This is a genomic window from Acinetobacter sp. UBA2581, assembly GCF_002339435.1.
Lineage (GTDB): Bacteria > Pseudomonadota > Gammaproteobacteria > Pseudomonadales > Moraxellaceae > Acinetobacter > Acinetobacter variabilis.
On record NZ_DDLD01000079.1, the window covers coordinates 1 to 21,145 of the forward strand.

At 43.9% G+C, this 21,145-nt stretch carries 22 protein-coding genes; 13 read left to right on the plus strand and 9 right to left on the minus strand.

Annotated elements, in window-relative coordinates; genetic code table 11:
* Positions 1-123: 123 nt before the first annotated feature.
* Both B3Q46_RS09560 and B3Q46_RS09565 read right to left on the minus strand, forming a co-directional pair.
* Positions 124-1,125: a hypothetical protein gene (locus B3Q46_RS09560; protein ID WP_175966661.1), complete on the minus strand. Its 1,002-nt coding sequence runs from the start codon at positions 1,123-1,125 to the stop codon at positions 124-126.
* Between the two features lie 225 nt (positions 1,126-1,350).
* Positions 1,351-1,596, minus strand: a complete 246-nt coding sequence (locus B3Q46_RS09565) for a SlyX family protein (RefSeq protein ID WP_005232320.1) — start codon at positions 1,594-1,596, stop codon at positions 1,351-1,353.
* A 39-nt stretch (positions 1,597-1,635) separates the two neighbouring features.
* Here B3Q46_RS09565 and B3Q46_RS09570 point away from each other — a divergent pair, with 39 nt between their 5' ends.
* Positions 1,636-3,543 (plus strand): ATP-binding cassette domain-containing protein, encoded by a 1,908-nt coding sequence (locus B3Q46_RS09570; protein ID WP_034169862.1) that lies wholly within the window; start codon positions 1,636-1,638, stop codon positions 3,541-3,543.
* Positions 3,544-3,666: 123 nt separating this feature from the next.
* Positions 3,667-4,602: a lauroyl acyltransferase gene (locus B3Q46_RS09575; protein WP_104427022.1), complete on the plus strand. Its 936-nt coding sequence runs from the start codon at positions 3,667-3,669 to the stop codon at positions 4,600-4,602.
* 40 nt (positions 4,603-4,642) lie between these two features.
* Here B3Q46_RS09575 and B3Q46_RS09580 read toward each other — a convergent pair whose 3' ends face one another.
* Both B3Q46_RS09580 and B3Q46_RS09585 read right to left on the minus strand, forming a co-directional pair.
* Positions 4,643-5,050, minus strand: a complete 408-nt coding sequence (locus B3Q46_RS09580) for a GNAT family N-acetyltransferase (protein ID WP_034169861.1) — start codon at positions 5,048-5,050, stop codon at positions 4,643-4,645.
* Positions 5,051-5,386: 336 nt separating this feature from the next.
* Positions 5,387-6,517 (minus strand): endonuclease/exonuclease/phosphatase family protein, encoded by a 1,131-nt coding sequence (locus B3Q46_RS09585; RefSeq protein WP_034169860.1) that lies wholly within the window; start codon positions 6,515-6,517, stop codon positions 5,387-5,389.
* A gap of 188 nt (positions 6,518-6,705) precedes the next feature.
* Between B3Q46_RS09585 and asd the strand changes: the two genes are divergently transcribed.
* From asd to truA, 5 genes are all read left to right on the plus strand, one after another.
* Positions 6,706-7,824, plus strand: coding sequence for an aspartate-semialdehyde dehydrogenase (gene asd, locus B3Q46_RS09590; RefSeq protein ID WP_034169859.1), 1,119 nt, complete (start codon positions 6,706-6,708; stop codon positions 7,822-7,824).
* A 138-nt stretch (positions 7,825-7,962) separates the two neighbouring features.
* Positions 7,963-9,567: a hypothetical protein gene (locus B3Q46_RS09595; protein ID WP_286714998.1), complete on the plus strand. Its 1,605-nt coding sequence runs from the start codon at positions 7,963-7,965 to the stop codon at positions 9,565-9,567.
* Positions 9,568-9,632: 65 nt separating this feature from the next.
* Positions 9,633-10,961, plus strand: coding sequence for a fimbrial protein FimV (locus B3Q46_RS09600; RefSeq protein ID WP_175966657.1), 1,329 nt, complete (start codon positions 9,633-9,635; stop codon positions 10,959-10,961).
* 46 nt (positions 10,962-11,007) lie between these two features.
* Positions 11,008-11,979 (plus strand): asparaginase domain-containing protein, encoded by a 972-nt coding sequence (locus B3Q46_RS09605; RefSeq protein WP_104427023.1) that lies wholly within the window; start codon positions 11,008-11,010, stop codon positions 11,977-11,979.
* A gap of 18 nt (positions 11,980-11,997) precedes the next feature.
* The gene (truA, locus tag B3Q46_RS09610) at positions 11,998-12,795 is read left to right on the plus strand and encodes a tRNA pseudouridine(38-40) synthase TruA (protein ID WP_005232340.1); all 798 of its coding nucleotides are present in this window, start codon (positions 11,998-12,000) and stop codon (positions 12,793-12,795) included.
* Positions 12,796-12,921: 126 nt separating this feature from the next.
* Here the strand turns inward: truA and B3Q46_RS09615 are convergent, their stop codons facing one another.
* A complete protein-coding gene (locus B3Q46_RS09615) occupies positions 12,922-13,929 on the minus strand; it encodes an AraC family transcriptional regulator (RefSeq protein ID WP_004781856.1) in 1,008 nt (335 codons plus the stop codon).
* 232 nt (positions 13,930-14,161) lie between these two features.
* Here B3Q46_RS09615 and infA point away from each other — a divergent pair, with 232 nt between their 5' ends.
* The 4 genes from infA to B3Q46_RS09635 all read left to right on the plus strand — a co-directional run bounded on the left by infA (position 14,162) and on the right by B3Q46_RS09635 (position 15,521).
* Positions 14,162-14,383: a translation initiation factor IF-1 gene (infA, locus tag B3Q46_RS09620; RefSeq protein ID WP_001284370.1), complete on the plus strand. Its 222-nt coding sequence runs from the start codon at positions 14,162-14,164 to the stop codon at positions 14,381-14,383.
* A gap of 140 nt (positions 14,384-14,523) precedes the next feature.
* Positions 14,524-14,724 (plus strand): hypothetical protein, encoded by a 201-nt coding sequence (locus B3Q46_RS09625; RefSeq protein WP_005232343.1) that lies wholly within the window; start codon positions 14,524-14,526, stop codon positions 14,722-14,724.
* 32 nt (positions 14,725-14,756) lie between these two features.
* On the plus strand, positions 14,757-14,918 hold the full coding sequence (locus B3Q46_RS09630; RefSeq protein ID WP_158651681.1) for a hypothetical protein: 162 nt from the start codon (positions 14,757-14,759) through the stop codon (positions 14,916-14,918).
* A 189-nt stretch (positions 14,919-15,107) separates the two neighbouring features.
* Positions 15,108-15,521: a hypothetical protein gene (locus B3Q46_RS09635; protein ID WP_286715013.1), complete on the plus strand. Its 414-nt coding sequence runs from the start codon at positions 15,108-15,110 to the stop codon at positions 15,519-15,521.
* A 64-nt stretch (positions 15,522-15,585) separates the two neighbouring features.
* On the opposite strand, the gene leuB is transcribed toward B3Q46_RS09635, so the two are convergent.
* The 4 genes from leuB to leuC all read right to left on the minus strand — a co-directional run bounded on the left by leuB (position 15,586) and on the right by leuC (position 19,463).
* Entirely contained in the window at positions 15,586-16,665 is a 1,080-nt protein-coding gene (gene leuB, locus B3Q46_RS09640; RefSeq protein ID WP_005232348.1) for a 3-isopropylmalate dehydrogenase, read from the minus strand.
* Between the two features lie 41 nt (positions 16,666-16,706).
* Positions 16,707-17,270, minus strand: a complete 564-nt coding sequence (locus B3Q46_RS09645) for a hypothetical protein (RefSeq protein WP_005232350.1) — start codon at positions 17,268-17,270, stop codon at positions 16,707-16,709.
* Positions 17,271-17,357: 87 nt separating this feature from the next.
* A complete protein-coding gene (leuD, locus tag B3Q46_RS09650; protein WP_005232352.1) occupies positions 17,358-18,008 on the minus strand; it encodes a 3-isopropylmalate dehydratase small subunit in 651 nt (216 codons plus the stop codon).
* Positions 18,009-18,029: 21 nt separating this feature from the next.
* Positions 18,030-19,463, minus strand: a complete 1,434-nt coding sequence (gene leuC / locus B3Q46_RS09655) for a 3-isopropylmalate dehydratase large subunit (RefSeq protein ID WP_005232354.1) — start codon at positions 19,461-19,463, stop codon at positions 18,030-18,032.
* 262 nt (positions 19,464-19,725) lie between these two features.
* Here leuC and B3Q46_RS09660 point away from each other — a divergent pair, with 262 nt between their 5' ends.
* Together B3Q46_RS09660 and B3Q46_RS09665 are read left to right on the plus strand one after the other, a co-directional pair.
* Positions 19,726-19,962, plus strand: coding sequence for a DUF2061 domain-containing protein (locus B3Q46_RS09660; protein ID WP_286715020.1), 237 nt, complete (start codon positions 19,726-19,728; stop codon positions 19,960-19,962).
* Between the two features lie 185 nt (positions 19,963-20,147).
* On the plus strand, positions 20,148-21,017 hold the full coding sequence (locus B3Q46_RS09665; protein ID WP_004781845.1) for a LysR family transcriptional regulator: 870 nt from the start codon (positions 20,148-20,150) through the stop codon (positions 21,015-21,017).
* Positions 21,018-21,145: the final 128 nt, after the last annotated feature.

Below are 21,145 nucleotides of genomic sequence, written 5' to 3' on the forward strand. Positions count from 1 at the left end.
TAATAGTGCGTAAGTCCTACATATTGATATTGGGCAAGATATTGAAGGAGCTCTGTTTCAGTTTTGTGTAAGTTTTCAATATCCAATAACAGTATTTTTTTCATATGCCCTCATGAGATTATTCTAATTTAGAAACATCTCATGACTATATAACACTTCGTGACCATTCCAATAAATATATCCTTTTTCAATCAACTCTTTAAGTAAAAGACGGACATCTGATTGTGGAAATAACTGCTCGAGTAAATCACGTAATTCATAAATATCTTTAGGCTTATTTCCCTGTAATTCGCACAGCTTGCGTGCGACTTCGAGCTGTACCGGATCAATTTTATTAAAGTTTTTGAACAGACCTTGCTGGGCAGACTGGATTGGAGATTGAGCAGGTTCAACCACAGGCTCTTCAGTATTGAGCTTCGAGACTGCCTGATCCAAAGCTCGTTTTTCAGCAGGTTGGTTGTCATTGAGATCTAGTTGCACCCACTGTTTCAAAACTTTTTTACGGAAACTGATCTGCTCGTCATAACGTTTGACTATTTTCAGATTAATCAGCATGCCAACTACATGCTGCGCTTTGCCTGGTAAAACTTGCAGAATATTGGTGACTGAATTTTTTAAGGTTTCGAGCGTGGTCGGTTTACCACTCATCTTGCCGAGCGCATCACAGTACTTTTTCACCAGCTGCAAAGCCGGTTTTGCTTTAATGGCTTCAATACTTGGCAACTGGATTTTAGGTTTATCTTGAGCCCCTGTGGATGCATCCTCTGGCAGCACCTGAATCAGGCTGCAATCAATATCCGAAGCCTGAAGCATTTTCATCAGCATTTCACTGCTATCCATGGCTGAAATCAGCTCGACATGAGTATCTGCTTCTAGCAAAGCCATCAGCTGACCCACAATCAGGGCATATTCATATTCTTTATGCTCTGCTTCCAGGACATTCAGAATAATAATTTGTCCGCTGCTGATCCAGCTGGCCAACTCAGTCAGTTCTTCTAGAGCAAACTCGAATTTTCCGGCACAGTTAAACAGATACAAGGTCGGATAATGTTCAACGATGTCACGTAACAGTTTGGCTGTAGGAAAGTTATTTTCGAGATCAAGAAGGACAACTTTTTGGTGCATAAGGCAAGATTAAAAACTGAGCTAGAAAAATACTATTAGAGTAGGAAGTGTGTGAAAGGTCAAATAGTTTCCACCTTCCATGACGATATTTAGATTTTAAAGATCATCTTGGACGAAGTAAAAGTGGTGACTTGGTTTAGGTTTATCGAGCTTCACCTGCTTAAAAGAAAGCCCTCACGACTGGAGGGCTTTCTTTTTGCTTTCTTTTTAAAAATTATTTGTAAATTAATAATGCGGTGGACGGTTGGTGACCGGATCAAAAGCATCAATCCCTTCGGACAAATCTGCAGACTCAACACGTTGATATAACAACTGCATTTGTTTTTTTAAATCGGCAATTTCCAGATTCTGGCGAGTGACCTGCTGATTCAGCTCTTCAACTAAATCATCTAAAAATGCAATTCGCACTTGCAAATCTTCAATGGGTGCGGAAAATGACGCCTGATCATTTAGATTTTGTTGTTTAGTCATTTTAAGTCCTCATTTGGGATTTCAGGAAACATTAACATTATGGCCTATATTACTTTAAGGGATGTCCAACTGGCATTTGGCGGACCTGCCTTGCTCGACGGCGCCAACTTTAATTTGGAACGCGGTGAACGAGTATGTTTGATTGGCCGTAATGGTGAGGGTAAGTCTACCTTACTTAAACTGATTGAAGGAAGTTTACTCCCGGATAGTGGTGAAGTTTCGTTACAAAATGGCATCACCATTTCCATGCTGGCCCAAGACGTGCCAATGGATTCTGGCAAGGTTGCAGATATTGTTGCTGATGGCGCCGGTGAAGCTTCAGAAGTGTTGCGTGCCTATCATGAAGCCAGTGAAGCTTGCGTGCTCGGTGATATGGAAGCCTGTGACCGCATGGGACATTTGCAGCATCAGATGGATCAGCTGGATGGCTGGGCTTTGGAAACTAAGGTTAATTCAATCCTGAGTAAAATGGGATTGGATCCGGAAGCGGATCTTGCTGATTTATCCGGTGGCCGTAAACGCCGTGTTCTGTTGGCACGTGCCCTGCTCACTCAACCTGATGTGCTGTTACTCGACGAACCAACGAACCATCTGGATGTCGAAAGTATTGAATGGCTGGAAAAATTCCTGCTAGAACAGAATAACCTGACCTTACTGTTTATTTCGCATGACCGTGCCTTTGTGGACAGTATTGCGACCCGTATTGTCGAGCTGGATCGTGGCATTTTGCGTAGCTATGAAGGCAATTATTCACGTTACCTCGACCTAAAAGCTCAGCAGTTGGAAGCAGAAGAAAAACAAAATGCCCTGTTCGAGAAAAAACTGGCTGAAGAAGAAGCCTGGATTCGTCAAGGTATTAAAGCGCGCCGTACCCGTAACGAAGGTCGTGTTCGTGCTCTGAAAGAATTACGTGAAGAGTCTAAAGCACGCCGTTTCCAGCAAGGCAAAGTCAACATGTCAACTCAGGAAGCACAGCGTTCAGGTAAAGTGGTGTTCGAGATTGAACATCTGAGCGTGAAGTTTGGTGACAATGCACCGATTATTAATGATTTCTCGGCGCTTGTAATGCGTGGTGATCGTATTGGTCTGGTAGGTGATAATGGTGTCGGTAAAACCACACTAATCAAAGCCATTCTGGGAGAAATCGAGCATGGCGGTACAGTCAAAACCGGAACCCAGCTGGAAATTGCTTATTTTGACCAGCTACGTAATGTGCTGGATCTGGAAAAATCAGTTAAAGATAACGTTTCGGAAGGTTCAGATCATGTCGATGTGAATGGCCAACGTCGTCATATCTACAGCTATCTGCAAGACTTCCTGTTCTCGCCAGAACGTGCCCGTACGCCAGTTAAAGCTCTATCTGGCGGTGAACGTAACCGTATTCTGCTCGCCAAACTGTTACTGAAACCATCAAATCTGATCGTGATGGATGAACCGACCAACGATCTGGATATGGTAACGCTGGAACTGCTGGAAGAAATGCTAGCGGAATACAAAGGCACCCTGCTACTGATCTCGCATGACCGTGCCTTCATGGACAATGTCGTCACATCGACTTGGGTCTTTGATGGCAAAGGTAATATTGATGAATATGTCGGTGGCTATCAGGATTATCTGGAACAACGTCCAGATCAGACTGTGGTTGACCAGAAAATGGCAGTCAAAAAAGCTCAAGCCAAGGCTGAAGCAGCGGTTGCACCTGTAGCACCTGCGCCAAAGAAAAAACTTAGCTACAAAGATCAGCGTGAACTGGAACTGTTACCGGCTGAAATTGAAGCACTGGAAAAAGAACAAGCTGAACTTTCCGACAAACTGGCGGATGGCTCGTGGTTTGTCACAGATGCCGCAGCAGCGACCAAAGCCTCTGAACGTTTAGGCGAAATTGATGAGATTTTGCTGGAAAAAATGGAACGTTGGGACGAACTGGAAAATATGACCAAAGGTTAATCTTTAAATCGCCTAGTCACTAAGCATCTGTATTCATACAGGTGCTTTTTTATTTTGCAGTTTTTTATTTCAAAAAGCTCTTCTGCTACACTGCTGACATCTTTGATTTTAAATATTGAATTTATGAGTCGAACGCCAGAATACCAACCCGGTGAATTTCAATGGTCATTCCTGTTACCGCAATACTGGGGTATCTGGGTGGGTATTGTATTTCTGATGATTCTGGCCATCTTACCTTGGGCGATTCAGCATCGTCTGGCAGATCTACTCGGCCAGATGGCATTTAAATATTTGAAATCTCGCCGTGAAACCACGCTTCGCAATCTGGAAGTCTGTTTCCCGGAATGGTCAGCTCAAGAAGTTCAGGACAATGCCCGTATGGTCTTTATTGACCAGATGCTCGGTGTATTTGAGACCTTGAATGCCTGGTATTGCCCAGAATGGTTTAAAGGCCGGGTACAGATTGAAGGGCTGGAACATATCCAGCAGGCTCAGGCAGAAGGTAAAGGGGCTTTATTGCTTGGCACCCACTCGACTTTACTGGATGCCGGCGGTTATTTATGTGCACAGTATTTTGAGCCGGATGTGGTGTATCGACCACAAAATAATCCCTTGCTCGATATGCTGATTTACCGCTGCCGTGCCACCATTTATGTCAACCAGATTGACCATGATGATATGCGCGGTCTGGTGCGTAACCTGAAAAATGGCCATGCTATCTGGTACAGTCCGGATCAGGATTTTGGTTTAAAACAAGGCGTAATGGCGCCCTTTTTTGGGGTACCTGCAGCCACAGTAACTGCACATCGTCGCTTACTCAAAATAACCAAAGCTGCTGCCATTCCACTCTATTTTTACCGGACTGGGGATATTAAAAATCCACGCTACTGTGTATTGATCGAACCTGCGGTAGAGAATTTGCCAAGTGCGGATGAAGTCAATGATGCAACCCGGGTAAATCTGATTATTGAACGCCAGTTGCGCATTGCACCGACGCAATATATGTGGTTCCATCGTCGCTTTAAGACCCGTCCTGAAGGCTACGATAAAATCTATTAAGAACTAGAATTAATATGAACGGTATTATTGGCAAGAAAAATCAATGATCTGTTCCCTGATAAATCCACATTGCTTGTGTATGCCCTGCACGCTCAAAACCTAGAGTTTTATAAAATTCAGTGGCATGCTGATCAGCTACCAGAATTTTCTGATGAAATCCTGAATAACGTTGCAGCATTTCTTGCATGATCAGACGACCAATGCCCTGTCGCTGCACCTCTGGGTGAACCAATAAATGCGGGAAATACACCACCAGATAACCGTCTGAAATCGCATTTCCCAAGCCGAACAGCCGACCGTTGATACGTGCCGTCACCAGACTATGAGAATGCTGCAAAGCCTGTAAAAGTAATTGAGGTTTTTCTGCAGCTGACCATTGATTGACTAGATAGAGCTGTAGCACTTCGGATTCATTAACTGAATCATGATCGGGAATCATAACTTCCATTCAGGTAATATCCATTTTTTAATTTAAATTTTATTTTAATAATCAAATAATTATAATAAAAAAATGAACCAAAAATAATTTAACCCGAGTTCTACATCCTGTAAAACCCGGGTTAATGAGGTTGTGCTTTCATATATTATAATTGCTTCTTCGTTGTTGTGATTTCCCTTTCAGCATCATTTCCATGATGTTTTCATTCAGCTTCGTCTTCCTTATGAGAATATCCTTTCTCGACTCCCTGTGCTGATGAGCTTAGAATACGTGGATTCCTCTGTACTGCCCATTCGCAAGAAGCGGAAACTGCTGTAAGCAATATCGTACACTTTTCAGCTAAAACTATAAGAATTTCCCCTCATTCTTATAAGCCATCGCAATCTTATCAGTGACTTTTTTCTCTTCTTTCTCTGCCTTTTCAATTCCTTCCTGAATCGCTTCTTTGGCTTCCTGATCATCCTGATCCGTTTCTTCCAGCGCTTCCTGATGATGCTCAAATACCCGCCCAGTTTGTAAAACCAGATAAACCGGAAAATGATCTGACCCGACGTGTTTTAAACGCTCCATATGCACCAGAGCGAAATCGGTGCTGTGAAACACATGGTCAAGCGACCAGCGTAATAAAGGATAATCGGCATGGAAGGTATTTACATAGCGTCGACCGACACGTGGATCCAGCAAACCGCTGATACGCTGGAATAAACGTGTCGTGCGTGACCAGGCCACATCATTCAGATCTCCCATCACAATGCAGCTTTCATCCAGATCCTTAATCTGATCCCCTACAATCAGTAGTTCCGCATCACGTAAGGTTGAATCTTTAGCTTCAGTTGGGCTTGGCGGTTTCGGATGCAGACAATAAAGCTGTACCGGCTGTCCGGAACGTAACATGACTTTGGTATGAATCGAGGGAATTTCATCACTCAGAATAAATTTAACCTCGGTTTCACTCAGCTCAAGTTTGCTGTACAGATGCATGCCATACAGATTATCCAGAGGTACGGGCACCCGATAGGGATAATCTGGCTCAATGACGGCCAGTGCATCCTGCCATGCCTTATCGGTTTCCAGCGTTAAGACCAAGTCTGGCTGATGGGTCTGGATCTGTTCAATCAGTAAATGATATTTGGTATTGGTGGTGAGGACATTTGAGACAATCAGGGAAATCTGACGATCCGGATCCAGCTGATCCTGCTTGACCTGCTTGACCTGTTTTTTCCAAACAAAGGTATAAGGCAAGACCATTTTCAGCTGATACGCCAAAGCAGCGATCAGGCCGACAAAAAGCAGCTGATTGAAGGCCGTCCATGGGTGATCGACGAGGAGAAAAAGTACAAAGGCAATGAAGCCCAAAACCAGAATCTGTAAACGTGGAAAATCTGCACCACGAATCCACCATTCATCTCGGGGAATCAGCGACCAGAAACTTAACCAGATGACCACGATTGCCATGATCTGGATAAACCCTACCATAAGATACACTCTTCACTAAGTTATTATTTTTTCTAAAAGAAAAATTGCTTTATCAATTTTGTATGTATCATAAAGCAGATATTTCGCTCAAGAATATTGATGTTTTGATTGTGTAGCTCTTGCAGTCACGTCCCTTTTTGATACACTCGAATCCCTTTTGATTTTTTAACGCACCGAGGCAAAGTGACATGAAAGTAGGTCTGGTCGGTTGGCGCGGGATGGTGGGTTCCGTCCTTATGCAACGTATGGTTGAAGAGAATGATTTTGCTCATTTTGAGCCATTCTATTTTTCTACCAGTAATGCGGGTGGTGAAGCTCCGGCATTTGGTGGTAAGACTGCCCCAGCACTTATGGATGCAACAGACATTAACAGTCTGAAGCAAATGGATGTCATTATTACCTGTCAAGGTGGCGATTATACCACTGAAGTTTTCCCGAAAATGAAAGCTGAAGGCTGGGATGGCTACTGGATTGATGCAGCATCTACCCTGCGTATGGATGATGAAGCAATCATCGTACTTGATCCGGTGAACATGCATGTGATCAAAGACGGTCTGGTCAAAGGCACCAAAACTTTCGTGGGCGGTAACTGTACCGTTTCTCTGATGTTGATGGGCTTAGGCGGTCTGTTCCAGAACAATCTGGTGGAATGGGCAACTTCAATGACTTATCAGGCAGCTTCGGGTGCGGGCGCGCAAAACATGCGTGAGCTGATTACTGGTATGGGTTATTTATATAATAATACCAAAGACTTGCTAGATGATCCACGTTCTCCAATTCTGGACATTGATTCTAAAATTGCTGAATTGCAACGTGGTGAAGGCTTCCCGTCTGCAAACTTCGGTGTACCTTTAGCGGGTTCTCTGATTCCATACATCGACAAGCAGCTGGAAAGCGGCCAGTCTAAAGAAGAATGGAAAGGTCAGGCTGAAACCAACAAGATCCTGGGTAACCAGCAGATCGTACCGATTGATGGCCACTGTGTACGTATCGGCGCAATGCGTTGTCACTCTCAGGCATTAACGCTGAAACTTCGCAAAGACGTTTCACTGGATGAGATCGAAGATATCATTGCAAATGCAAATGACTGGTCTAAAGTTGTGCCAAACACTCGTGAAGCATCAATGACTGATCTGACTCCTGTCGCAGTCACTGGTACATTAACTGTACCTGTTGGTCGTCTGCGTAAACTGAACATGGGTAAAGAATACCTAGGTGCATTCACAGTGGGTGACCAGTTACTTTGGGGTGCTGCAGAACCTTTACGCCGTATGCTGCGTATCTTGATTGATTATAAAAATTCTTAAGTTTCCGTCAGGAAATACAGCACAAAGCCGATCTTTATTGATCGGCTTTTTTGTGTAACTATTGCGTAAGTATTTTACAAAAAACAAACATCCCGTTAATCTATAATTTTCGCTATGCGATAATGACTGAGCTCACAGATGACTGTATATAACAAATTAAAGCTTGCCATTTTAGCCATTGTTGCTTCACAAAATATTTATGCGATTAATGTAGATCCGGTACAAATCCAGTCTGCACCTGGGGAATTGCTTTATGCGGAAATGAATTTCCGTCAATCAGATATTAACTTGCCCATTGAGGTAAGTTTAGCCTCGCCAGAAGACCTGATTTCTCTGGGTGCATCGCATCAGCCACCGGGTCATTTGAATTTTTTCACCCGTCGCAACAGTAATGGTACTGGGGTTATTACCATTACCTCCTCGCGCCCGGTCACTGATCGTGAATTAAATATCATTGTAAAAATCAAGGAAGGCAATGCAGCACGCCTACAGCATATCCGTACTGCATTAAGACCTAAAACTGATTTGTTACAGGCCAGCCTGAAACAGAATGAACAGCCACTCGCGCCTGTCGTAGTCGTGAGTGAAAAAGATATTGCCCTAAACTTACCGGTGAGTACGCGCTATACCAATGCTCAATCCAAGCCAGCCACCTCGTTTGGGGCAGAAAAACCGTTAGCCTTGCAAAACACAGCACCTCCTGCATTATCAGCCAGCTCTATCTCTAAAACCGCGATAGCTGCTGTGACCCATGAGCCGACATCGAGTATTGCAGCTCAAGTCACAAGCCCAACAAAACTTAATACTGAAACTGCGGTAGCAGCGACAAGTCATAGTTCACAGCAAGCTGGTACTGTAAACACTGCGCCAGTGAATACTCCATCCAAAGCAATCAACACGGCTGTAACTCAAGTAGATGTAACGCCAAACTTACAGGCTGCAGCGACAAAAGTTCAGGCTGAAACAAAACCAGCTGAAGTTGCAGTAGTCCCAACAAATAAAAATACAGCCTCAGCGCAAGCTTCTGCACCGACAAACACTGAAAACCAGATGGTGTCCAGTGATCCACTTGTCAAAAAATATGCAGAACAGCAGGCACGCAAGCAGGCGGCATCTACCACTGCACAGGACAAACCAAATTTAGCGGCTAAAACTCAGGCACAGCTGGCAGCCATCAAGCAAAGCACCTCAACCCAGGTCAAACCGACCTATGTGGTACAGTCAAATGAGTCGCTTTGGGGCATTGCCTCCAGGATTGCCAATGAACAGCAGCGTCCAGTGAGTGAGGTCATGCAGCAGATCAAGCGTGAAAATGAACATGCTTTTATTGGGGGTGATGTCAACCGCTTGCGTAAAGGTGTAGCGCTTAATTTAGCGACCATTCATACTGCGAAAACTCCGATACAGGCCGCAGCGACTAAGTCTGTTCAAGTACCCTCCAAACCTGCTGCAAAAACCAAATATCGTCTGAATGAGGCAGAAATGAGCCTGGTTGCCGAGAATCAGCGTGATTCCGGCCAGGTTTCTGCCAACTCAAACACAAAAGAAAATCGAACTTCGAAAGAGTTGTCATTAAAAGTTATGACAGCCCGTGAAAAAACCGTTAAATTAAAGAGAAACGTAACTGAACTAGAATTGGCACTCAATCAGAAGGATCACAGAATTCAATTATTAAATGCTCGTCTTGCCCAGCTGCAGAAGCAGCTTAAAGCACAACAGGCAGATAAAAAGCCAATTAATTAAAAAGTTACACATGACGATTTATTGGGATAGGCGAACTTAAGGACTCTATCCCCAAGGGGTAAAACATGCTGATTTATGTGATTCCATTAGTGATATTGATCATCGTATTAATTGTCGTAAAAAAACGACAAGATGCTCAAGAATCAGATAAAGCAAAAACTAAAACTGTAAAAGCGAAAAAACCTGGCGCTGCGTCAAAATCCACTTCACAAAGAACCAAAGTGGTCGAGCCAGCCGGAGTCGTTAAAAAATCAGCAACGCCTCTATCAGCAGAAACACGCAAGAAAATTGAAGGTCTGATTCAGGAACGTAATTTCTTTGCAGCTGAAGCTCAAATCAATCAGGCACTGAATCGCGATAATTCTCAACATGAGTTATATTTACTGCTACTCGACATTCATATCCTGCAAAAAGATGAATTTGCGATTTCACAGCTGATTAACCATGTTCGCTCTCTGGAACTGGAAGATATTCTGGCTCAGGCTGAGGTCAAAAAGCGTGAGTTTGAAAACTCTTCGGTCGCTGTTCAGGATACTATTGATTTCCCAAGTGCTCAGCCACAAACCCCTCCTGTACAGGAAAGCAAACCTTCTACAGATGCCTTTGCAGACCTGGTTGCCACTCCTGCTTCAAACGAACAGGCATTTGATGCATTACAACAGGAACTGCAACCAAGCAAACCAGCTGCTGTAGCGGAACCAGTACCTGATATCCAACCCTTAGAGTTCAACTTTGAACCGAAGATTCCAGCGGCTGAGCCAGTAAAAACGGAAGAAGCTTCGCCTGTATCAGATAATTCAGTTGAATTTGATCTTCAGATGAGTACTGCTGAAACCCAGACTGCTCCAACAGCAGCAACTGAGTCAGCACCGGTTCTGAATTTTAAGCTTGAGCTTGAACCATCTGTATCTTTAGAAACAGAATCAGCGCCTGCAACAACAGAAGAAATCCAGCCTTTAGATTTTTCTTTCTCTCTAGACACTCCAGCACCTGCTGCGGAAAAAACAGCCGAACCTGCGACTGAGTTTGATCTTTCTGGCCTTGATATTGCAACGCCTGCAACTGAAACGCCTGCTACGACTGAAACATCTGGACTAGATTTCAAACTTGATAATATCGAAGCTGTAAAAGAAGCTCCTGTTTCTACAGGGGTGAATTTTGAGATTCCGACAGCGCCAGTAAATACAGCAACCGATCAACATGATCCATTGGTGCAGTCTTTCCCGGAGCTGATGGAAGTTAATGAAGCGAACCTTAACCTGGAGCTGGCACAGCAATATATCCAGTTAGGCGCTTATGCAGCTGCCCGTGAAGTCATTGCTGAACGTGAAGCTGAATATACAGCAGCACAACGTCAGCAAGCCGATCAGTTGCTGAATCAAATCGCATCTTAATCAATTTCCCTTTACACTAAAGCAGTCACATTTGGCTGCTTTTTTTATGATGAAAGATATTGCACTGATTTATATGGGCGGCACCTTTGGCTGTGTCGGTGACCCGCTCTCCCCTATGTCTGCCGATTTATTTATTCCAAAACTGGAACAGCTGCTTGCTACGGATCAACCGTTGATTCAGTATTACTGCGCTCCTGTGATTAAGGACAGTAGTGCCTGTACTGCTACAGACTGGTTAGAACTGGTGCAATTTATCCAAAATCTGCAATCTGAACAGCAGATACAACATTTTGTGATTATTCACGGGACAGATACCCTGAGCTATGCCAGTGCAGTATTGGCACATTTTATGGGGAATTCAGCTCATATTGTGCTGACTGGCAGCCAGTATCCCCTCCTGAATGCTGAAGGCGATGCGCAACGCGAATTTAGCGATGCCATGGACAATCTGAGCTTTGCGCTCGCTTCAGTAACTCAGTGTAATGCAAATGTTTATCTAGCTTTTCATCAGCAACTGATTCATGCTCAAACTACCTTAAAGCAGCATACCACTGAGCTGAATGCCTTTACTGGTCTGGACGCTCATATCGCTATTCGGGCCAACCAGCAAAGTTGTCAGGTTACGGCAGACGATATTACCAAAGCTCCAGATTTTAACTGCATGAGCTTGATGATGCAGCCGATTGATTTAGTCCAACAGTTCAATAACCTGAAAAATATTTTAGCCCATCCGCCACACTTCCTATTCCTGCAAGGTTTTGGAACCGGCAATCTGGCCGTCAATCCAGAGATCGTAGATTTCATCAATCAGCTCTATGCCAAAGGCTGTATCTCGGTCTTAACTACTCAAGTGCCTTTTGGTGCCACCGATCAGCGTTATGCCATTGCTGAATGGGTGCATGATTGCAAAATTCTGCTCAATGAAAGTTATGGCCATGCTGATCTTTATGCAAAAGCCCTAAAAATGTATTTACAATATGACACGGTAGAGCAATGGCATGCCCATTGGTACGATTAGTCAGGTTTTGAGGTCATTATGCAGCGTTTTGCAGTGGGAATTGAGTTTTGTGGAACGAATTATCGAGGTTGGCAGACTCAACAGCCGGGCGTAATCAGTGTTCAGGAAACCATCGAGAAGGTACTCAGCAAAATTGCCGATAAACCGATTATTCTGCATGGTGCAGGCCGAACCGATGCCGGCGTGCATGCGACGAATATGGTTGCACATTTTGATACCCATGCCTTGCGTTCTGAACGAGGCTGGTTAATGGGCTCAAATAGCCAGTTACCTAAGGATATCTCGATCCAATGGATCAAGGAGATGGATAATGGCTTCCATGCACGCTTTAAAGCACAGGCACGCCGTTATCGCTATATTGTCTATAACCATCCGGTACGCCCTGCCTTGCTGCATAAACAGGTCACGCATATTTACTATCCACTTGATGTCAAAAAGATGATTGAGGCAGCTGCAAAGTTTGAAGGCACGCATAACTTTGAAAGTTTCCGTGCAGCAGCCTGCCAGTCCAATCAGCCGGTACGTCATGTACGTCATTGCCGCCTGATCCAGCATGGGCCTTATCTGATTCTAGATATTCAGGCGGATGGCTTCCTGCATCATATGGTACGCAATATCATGGGCTGTTTACTGGAAATCGGTCAAGGCATGTATGAGGTTGACCATATTGACCATATTTTTGCAGCAGAAGATCGTAAAGCAGCCGGAGTTACCGCACCACCGGACGGTCTGTATTTTATTCAGGCTGAATATCCAGAGCATTTTGACTTACCCAAAATACCTTTGGGTCCATATTGGTTGAATATGCCGGAATAAGCTAATTATTTTTAATTTTTAAATCCCTCCTAACCTCCCTTTAAAAAGGGAGGAACTCTCCTCCTGAGCAAAGCTTAAGCACTGCTTTAAGCTGAAGCGCAAGAAAGGAGGGACTTAGGATGGTAATTAACGCTGCTTCCGCTTCCGATATTCCACTGGTGTTTCATTGGTCCAGCGTTTAAAGGCACGGTAGAAGGTACTCGGTTCCGAGAATCCAGTCAGATAAACAATACGCTCCACACTTTCATTGGTACTCGCTAATAAACGTTTAGCCAGACGACAGCGATAATCGGACAGAATCTGCTGGAAACTAGTATTAGCCTCACTGAGCTGGGTACGTAAACGACGTGGAGTAATATTCAGTTGAGCGGCTACAGTTTCCAAAGTCGTTTCACCGCTTTCTAAAGTAGAACCGATTGCACGACGCACTTCCCCGACTAAATCGTAACGAGCCAGTTCCTGTAATTTTTCAATCGCCAGCTGTTCATGTAGCTGCAACAGTTCCGGTTCTGCCTGCCAAAGTGGAAAATCCAGAATACTTGGATCAAAATACAAACGGGTTTCTTTCTGCCCCAAACTTACCGGACATTCATAAACCCGGAAATATTCTTCATCTGCCGCGCCTTTGGAAAAATTAAAATCGATATAGATCGGTTCAAAACGGCCTTCAGTAATAAATTTAAAGAAACGCAACACACCTGACATCGCACATTCGGTAAAGTGACGATTGACCAGACTTTCAGCAAAAGGCTGTTCACCATTGGTCAGATAGCAGCGATCATCTTCGACCACCAGCTTGGCATGAAAGGCATCACTGATCAGACGCTGATAAGCCAGTGCACGTTTCAAGCCTTCACCAAAATTCTCTGATGAAATAAACAGATGCTCAATCACCTGTCCGCGATAGAGTGGCAAATGTTCACCCAGATGCAATCCGATATCCGGGTCCTTACTGACCTCTTCTGCGGCAACCCAGAAGGCATACTGAGCACTAAGCGGAGTACGGTCATTGGTCTCCACCTGATTTAAAGCGACTCCTGCTTTCGTCAGAAGTTCTTCTGTTGGCAAACCTGCACGACGAATCGCCTGATAGCCTAAACGCAATACGACTGATGCATCCGTTAGCTGACTCACTCAAAAACCTTCCTTGTATGTACTTCATTTATACTTAAAAAGATTGAAATTAGATTAACTGTGATTGACCAAACTGACAACAGATACCATACGCTTTTTAGTTAAAAAAGTTTAAACTCATACTTCGCTTATTTTACTGACAGATGATCAGTCTAACGCCCATTACACCTTGTGTTTTGCGAAAAAATTGACTATAATTTGCGCCTTTCCAATTTATTCATTCAGGTAGGCTATGGCCAATAAAGAGGAACTCATCGAGTTCGAAGGCGTTGTCACCGAGACGCTTCCTAATACTATGTTCCGTGTACGTTTAGAAAACGGTCACGAAGTAATTGCCCATATTTCTGGTAAAATGCGTAAACACTATATTCGTATTTTGACTGGCGATAGCGTGAAGGTCGAAATGACTCCTTATGATTTGACTAAGGGTCGTATCACATACCGTGCGCGCTAAGTTTTAGCGGAAGCAAAAGCCACTCATCCAGTGGCTTTTTTATTGCCTTTTCTTTTATATCAATTCCCCTGCACATTCCCTATACTGCATTCGAAGATAATCATTTCTATTTTTCCTCTAATAAAAACAGTGAATCATTCATGCAAAAAATCTTGTTTTCTCTGATCCTAGGAATCAGCCTGAGTGCCTGCGCCACTACCAATTCGACAAAATCACGACAACTAGATCAGCAACTACAGCAATATATCGGCCAATCTGCAGAGTCAATTCGCAAGGATCTGGATTTAACTGCACTCGGTTTTAAGACCTCAAAAGCACCTGTACAAACGGAAAACGTCTGAGTTATACCGTACTTCGCACCATTTAACTTCCGTTGGGAACACCCGCCATTCAGCAAAGTGTCAGTATAGGTGCCCCTGTACGACTCGCAACTGCACCCGGCCCGGGTTATCAGGTTGAAATGCCTTGTCAGATTCATTTACAGCTAGAACAAGGGACTGCCCAATCCGTGCAATATAGCGGACGTGCCTGTTAATACTCATTTTTGCTTTTTATTCATTTTGAAGTGAATATAAGAACATTCTAAGTTGTCTTGGATTTGATGGCTACAGCTAACATCTAACTGCCTGATTATTGTTGTCTTACCTAATAATAAATTACAACAGTTCCTCTCACACTTTGCTACTACACTGTTTTTAAGCGTTCCTTGAGTAGGAGTGATGTGATGTTGTTAAGCAAAGGGACTCCTCTGGTATTGGGCTTGAGCATCCTGTTGCTCGGTCTGTCAGGGTGTGCACAGACACCCACGATCAGCCAGGCCGACCGTGAAGCTTATTTACAGCAATTTATTGGCCATAGCAGCCAGTATATTGATCGCAATTTAGATTTGAAACGTTTGGGTTATCAGCAAATCAGTGAACCTGAGCTCAGCTCCCAACAGCTCAGCTATGTCGTAGAACGTCCTGTGACCGTGCCCTTACCGATTGCCCAATTTCCGGCAGCAGGTACAGGCACAGTTCCGGTTCCAGTCACTGTGAGTCCTGCATCAGGGTATGATGTGAATTTGCAATGCAAGATTACCTTTTTGCTTAAAGACAATATTGCAACTTCTGTCAGCCTTACGGGTCGAACCTGTTAATCAAAATCAGTCATAAAAAAACGCAGCTCAAGGCTGCGTTTTTTACGTAGAAATACTGAGTAACTTAATTCAATGCAGTCACAACTGCCTGACCCATTTCCACCGTACCCACTTTAGTCATGCCTTCAGACATGATGTCAGCCGTACGCAGACCTTGGTCTAAAACATTACCTACCGCATCTTCAATAGCTTTTGCAGCCGCTTCTTCACGGAAGGTATAACGCAGCATCATGGCTACAGACAGAATGGTTGCCAATGGGTTTGCCAGGTTTTGACCTGCGATATCTGGTGCAGAACCATGGCAAGGTTCGTACATCCCTTTACCATTTTCATCCAATGAAGCTGATGGCAACATACCGATTGAACCAGTCAGCATTGCAGCTTCATCAGACAGGATGTCACCGAACAGGTTTGAAGTCACAATCACATCAAACTGCTTAGGCGCACGTACTAATTGCATCGCAGCATTGTCTACATACATATGAGACAAGTTAATGTCTGGATATTGCTCTTCTTTCAGTGCAGTCACGGTTTGTTTCCAAAGCTCAGTCACTTCAAGCACGTTGGCTTTATCGACTGAACATACTTTACCGTCACGCAGGCCAGCAAGTTCGAACGCAACTTTGGCAATACGCTTGATTTCAGATTCTGCATAAACGTCAGTGTTAAAACCTTGTTTTTCGCCATTTTCCAGTTCACGGATCCCGCGTGGCTGACCGAAGTAAATACCGCCGGTCAATTCACGTACGATCAAGATATCCAGACCAGAGACAATTTCCGGTTTCAAGCTAGAGGCATCAGCCAATTGTGGATAAAGAATCGCTGGACGTAAGTTCGCAAACAGATTCAACTCACTACGTAGTTTTAACAGGCCACGTTCTGGACGGATTGAACGCTCAATCGTATCCCATTTTGGACCGCCTACAGCGCCGAGCAGAATTGCATCTGCTTTTTTCGCCTGTTCAGAGGTTACCTCTGGATAAGGTGAACCGTGTGCATCAATCGCAGCACCACCTAAAAGACCTTGTTCCCATGTTAAACCCAGATTGAATTTTTCATTAACTCGTGTAAGCACCTGTTCTGCGGCTTTTACAATCTCAGGGCCAATACCGTCACCAGCTAAAATCAAAATTTGTTTAGACATGAGCTTTTCCATTTATAAGGTCAGGCATCCACCTGACTAGGTTAAATTTTTTTTTCTACAAACTCTGCAATGCCATTGATGACATTATAGGGTTTGCAAAAACGACGAATCACTTTCTGCTCTTGCAACAGGTCCACACACAATGGATCAGGTGCAGAGGCATTTAATAAACTGGTGCTACGTGCATTTCGGTCACGGAACATTTTCAAGGTATAGCGTTTATTCGCCTTAAACTGCTGGAACAGATGCAAGGTCTCAGCCTTATCCTTGCTAATCGGATAGAAACGCACCACCAGTTCATGCTGCCCTTCCGGCACAGATAAATAAATCGGATTATCCTGTTTCAGGTTTTTGGCCTGCAAACGAACCAGACGCTGATCTAGCGCTTCTGGGCTGATTCGCTTGGTGGACTCATCCACAATCATGGTCCGATCTAAACGTTCAAACTGACAATCCGGTGTGCCTGCACAATAAATCAAAGCATTGGATTTGCTTTCTGCATCTTCTTTGGCATGTTTAAGTTTGAAGGTATCAATGCTCTGACACGCGGTCATCAGCACTGATACTGCACTTAGAGCAAGCCACTGTTTCCAATACGTTGCCATGATGTCTGTATTAACCTATCAAAAAAATTAATAATCTTCTGATATTAGCAAGGCCTTCGCAGTCATGCCATGACAATTTTTGCTGTTTTATGAATGAATTTCAGCAAATACCCATGGGCGTGATTGTTTGGTTTTTTCTTCGTAGGCACGAATATCATCTGCCGCCTGCAAAGTTAAGCCAATATCATCCAAACCATTTAACAAACAATGCTTACGGAATGGGTCCACTTCAAACTTGAAGCTTTCGCCATTTGGTGTACGAACTTCCTGCGCTTCCAGATCAATCGTTAACTGATAACCTTCAGCTGCTGCACATTCCTTGAATAACTGATCAACCGTTTCTTCCGGCAAGATCACCGGCAACATGCCATTTTTAAAACAGTTATTAAAGAAAATATCAGCAAAGCTTGGCGCAATCACAGTACGGAAACCGTATTCATTCAAGGCCCAGGGCGCATGCTCACGGCTTGAACCGCAACCGAAGTTAGCACGTGAAATTAAGATCGATGCACCTTGATAACGTGGCTGGTTTAATACGAAGTCCGGGTTAATCGGACGAACCGAGTTGTCCTGACCTGGATAACCTTCATCCAAATAACGCAATTCATCAAACAGGTTTTCACCGAAACCGGTACGTTTGATCGATTTCAAAAACTGTTTTGGAATAATTAAATCTGTATCGACATTGGCACGGTCTAAGGGTGCAACAATACCTTGTTCAACGGTATAAGCTTTCATATTTCTGCTCCTGCGTACCAATTAAAATGAACGGACATCAACAAAGTGACCGGCAATCGCTGCAGCAGCAGCCATGGCTGGGCTCACCAAATGGGTACGACCGCCATTACCCTGACGACCTTCAAAGTTACGGTTTGAAGTTGAGGCACAATGCTCGCCTGGCTGCAATTTGTCAGCATTCATTGCCAAGCACATAGAACAACCTGGTTCACGCCATTCAAAACCAGCTTCGATAAAGACTTTGTCCAAACCTTCAGATTCTGCCTGCTGTTTCACCAAACCCGAACCCGGAACGATCATGGCCTGTTTAATGCTAGAAGCCACTTTACGACCTTTGATCACTTCAGCCGCAGCACGAATATCTTCGATACGTGAATTGGTGCAGGAACCGATGAATACACGGTCTAACTGAATATCTGCTAAAGCCTGACCTGCAGTTAAGCCCATATATTGATAAGCACGGTTCCAGTCATTGCGCTGTACATCATCTTTGGCCTGTTCTAAAGTTGGGACCGCTTGAGACACCGGAATCACCATCTCAGGAGAAGTCCCCCAAGAGACTTGTGGTTCAATCTCTTCACCTTGCAACACCACAACTGTATCGAAGTGCGCGCCTTCATCAGAATGCAAGGTATTCCAGTACGCAACCGCCTGATCCCATTGCTCGCCTTTCGGTGCATATGGACGGTCTTTGACATACTCAATGGTTTTTTCATCGACTGCGACCATACCGACACGTGCACCCGCTTCAATTGCCATGTTACATACGGTCATACGGCCTTCGATCGACATGTCACGGAATACCTGGCCACCAAATTCAATTGCGTGACCTGTACCGCCAGCAGTTCCGATTTTACCGATAATGGCTAAAACCACATCTTTCGGTGTTACGCCCTGACCTAATTTACCGTCAACGCGTACCAACATGTTTTTCATTTTCTTTTGAACCAGGCATTGGGTTGCCAATACATGTTCAACTTCTGAAGTCCCGATCCCGTGTGCCAAGCAGCCGAATGCACCATGTGTCGCGGTATGTGAGTCACCACATACAACCGTCATACCTGGCAAGGTTAAGCCCTGCTCAGGACCAACAACGTGCGCGATCCCTTGACGAATATCGTTAATATCAAATTCAACAATATCGAACGTCTTACAGTTGTCATCCAAGGTTTGTACCTGGATACGTGAAGTATCATCTTCAATCCCAGCCACGCCCTGCTCACGCTCTTTTTTAGAGGTCGGTACGTTATGGTCAGGTGTTGCGATGTTGGCACTTAAACGCCATGGCTTACGGCCAGCAAGTTGCAAGCCTTCAAAGGCTTGTGGTGAAGTCACTTCATGCAATAAATGACGGTCGATATAAAGTAGAGCTGAACCATCATCTCGTTGTTTTACTAAATGATCATCCCATAACTTATCGTATAATGTTTTTGCTGTTTGGGTCTCGCCTGCCATGTCGATGTGCTCCACTGGACTGGGTAAATTCTTTCGCTAATTTTGATTATATCGCTGCATTCACATAAATCTAATTTATCATTTTTATTAGTTAAAAAACTTTTTGGAATCTTTTAAAATTTAAATTAAATCATAGTTTAGCTCTCTTTTTATAAATCTAATTTTCCGATCGTTTTATTAAAAATATTCGTTTTTACAAATTAAATGAGAATTATTATTATTTCCTCATCGGCACAAATTATCTGTTTTGAGGAAGATCCACATGGCACATATTCAACGTTTCGTAGAAAACAATCAGCGCATGTTCAAAAAGACATTTAGCTATTACATCATGCACATCACCGTTGCGATGTTAGTGGGCTATTTTGTCACAGGCAGTTTAACCATGGCGATTGCCTTGAGTTTATTAGAACCGGCTGTACAGGCAGTTGCTTTCTTCTTCCACGAGAAAATCTGGGAAGCAAAAAGCCAGCAACAGGATGAGGAAATCACCGCATAATTTTTTGTCGATCTTCCTCTTTGAGCCACCTACCCTCGGTGGCTTTTTTTATGACATAAAATAAAACATTTAAAAATGTGTATTAATTCAACATTAAACCAATAGTTCTATATTTTTACTTTGATTTATTCTTAAATTATTACAATAATAAACTTAAGCATAAAAAAACTTTATAGGTGATCAAGATGAATCTCGCAGCTTTTGAAGCCTTTGTAAAAGTCATGGAAACAGGTTCGATTTCTTTGGCTGCAGATCAGCTTTTTATTACCCAACCGGCTGTGACCAAACGTATTCACAGTCTGGAAGAATATTTCGGGGTGAAATTATTTGAATCTGCGGGCCGTGGTGTTCAGGCCACTCATGCGGCACATTCCCTGCTGCCTAAGGTAAAAAACTGGCTGAACGAGCTGGGTGATATTCACTACACCCTGAGCCATGAACAGGGTCAGGTCCAAGGCAAACTGAAAATTGGCACCAGCCATCATATTGGCCTGCATCATTTACCGAGCCATCTGCGTGAATATGTACAGCAATATCCAAATGTGACGCTAGATGTACATTTTGTAGATTCTGAACAGGCGCATGAACAGGTCATTGCTGGTGATCTGGAACTGGCTTTCCTGACCTTGCCACCGCATGGTGATGAACGCCTAAAATATGTCACTATCTGGAATGATCCTCTGGTTTTTGTGGTCGCACCATTCCATCCACTGGCTCAGCAAAAAAACCTGTCTCTTGAAGATCTGGTGAATTACCCAAGCCTGCTGCCTTCTGCGCAGACCTATACTACGCAGATTACGATGGCCGAGTTTGAAAAGCAGGGCATCAAGCCGAAAACGACCATGAGCAATAACCCGCTTGAATCCATCCGGATGCTGGTTTCGATTGGTTTAGGCTGGTCAGTCTTGCCCAAAACCCTGGTCAACCATGACCTGCAAGAACTGGATCTGAATCTGGAAATGAACCGTCAGCTCGGTATGGTCTGGCATCCGGGTCGTACTCAATCGAAGGCGGCTGAAGCATTGGTTCAACTGATGCAAGGCCCGTCAATTTAAAATTAATTTTCACATTTCTCTGCTGCATCGATATCGATGCAGCATTTTGTTACCTAAATACATCGCATCAGTTGCTTCCTTTCAAGTACTTTTAAAAGTATCAAATTCATTTTCCTGAAGATGAAAAA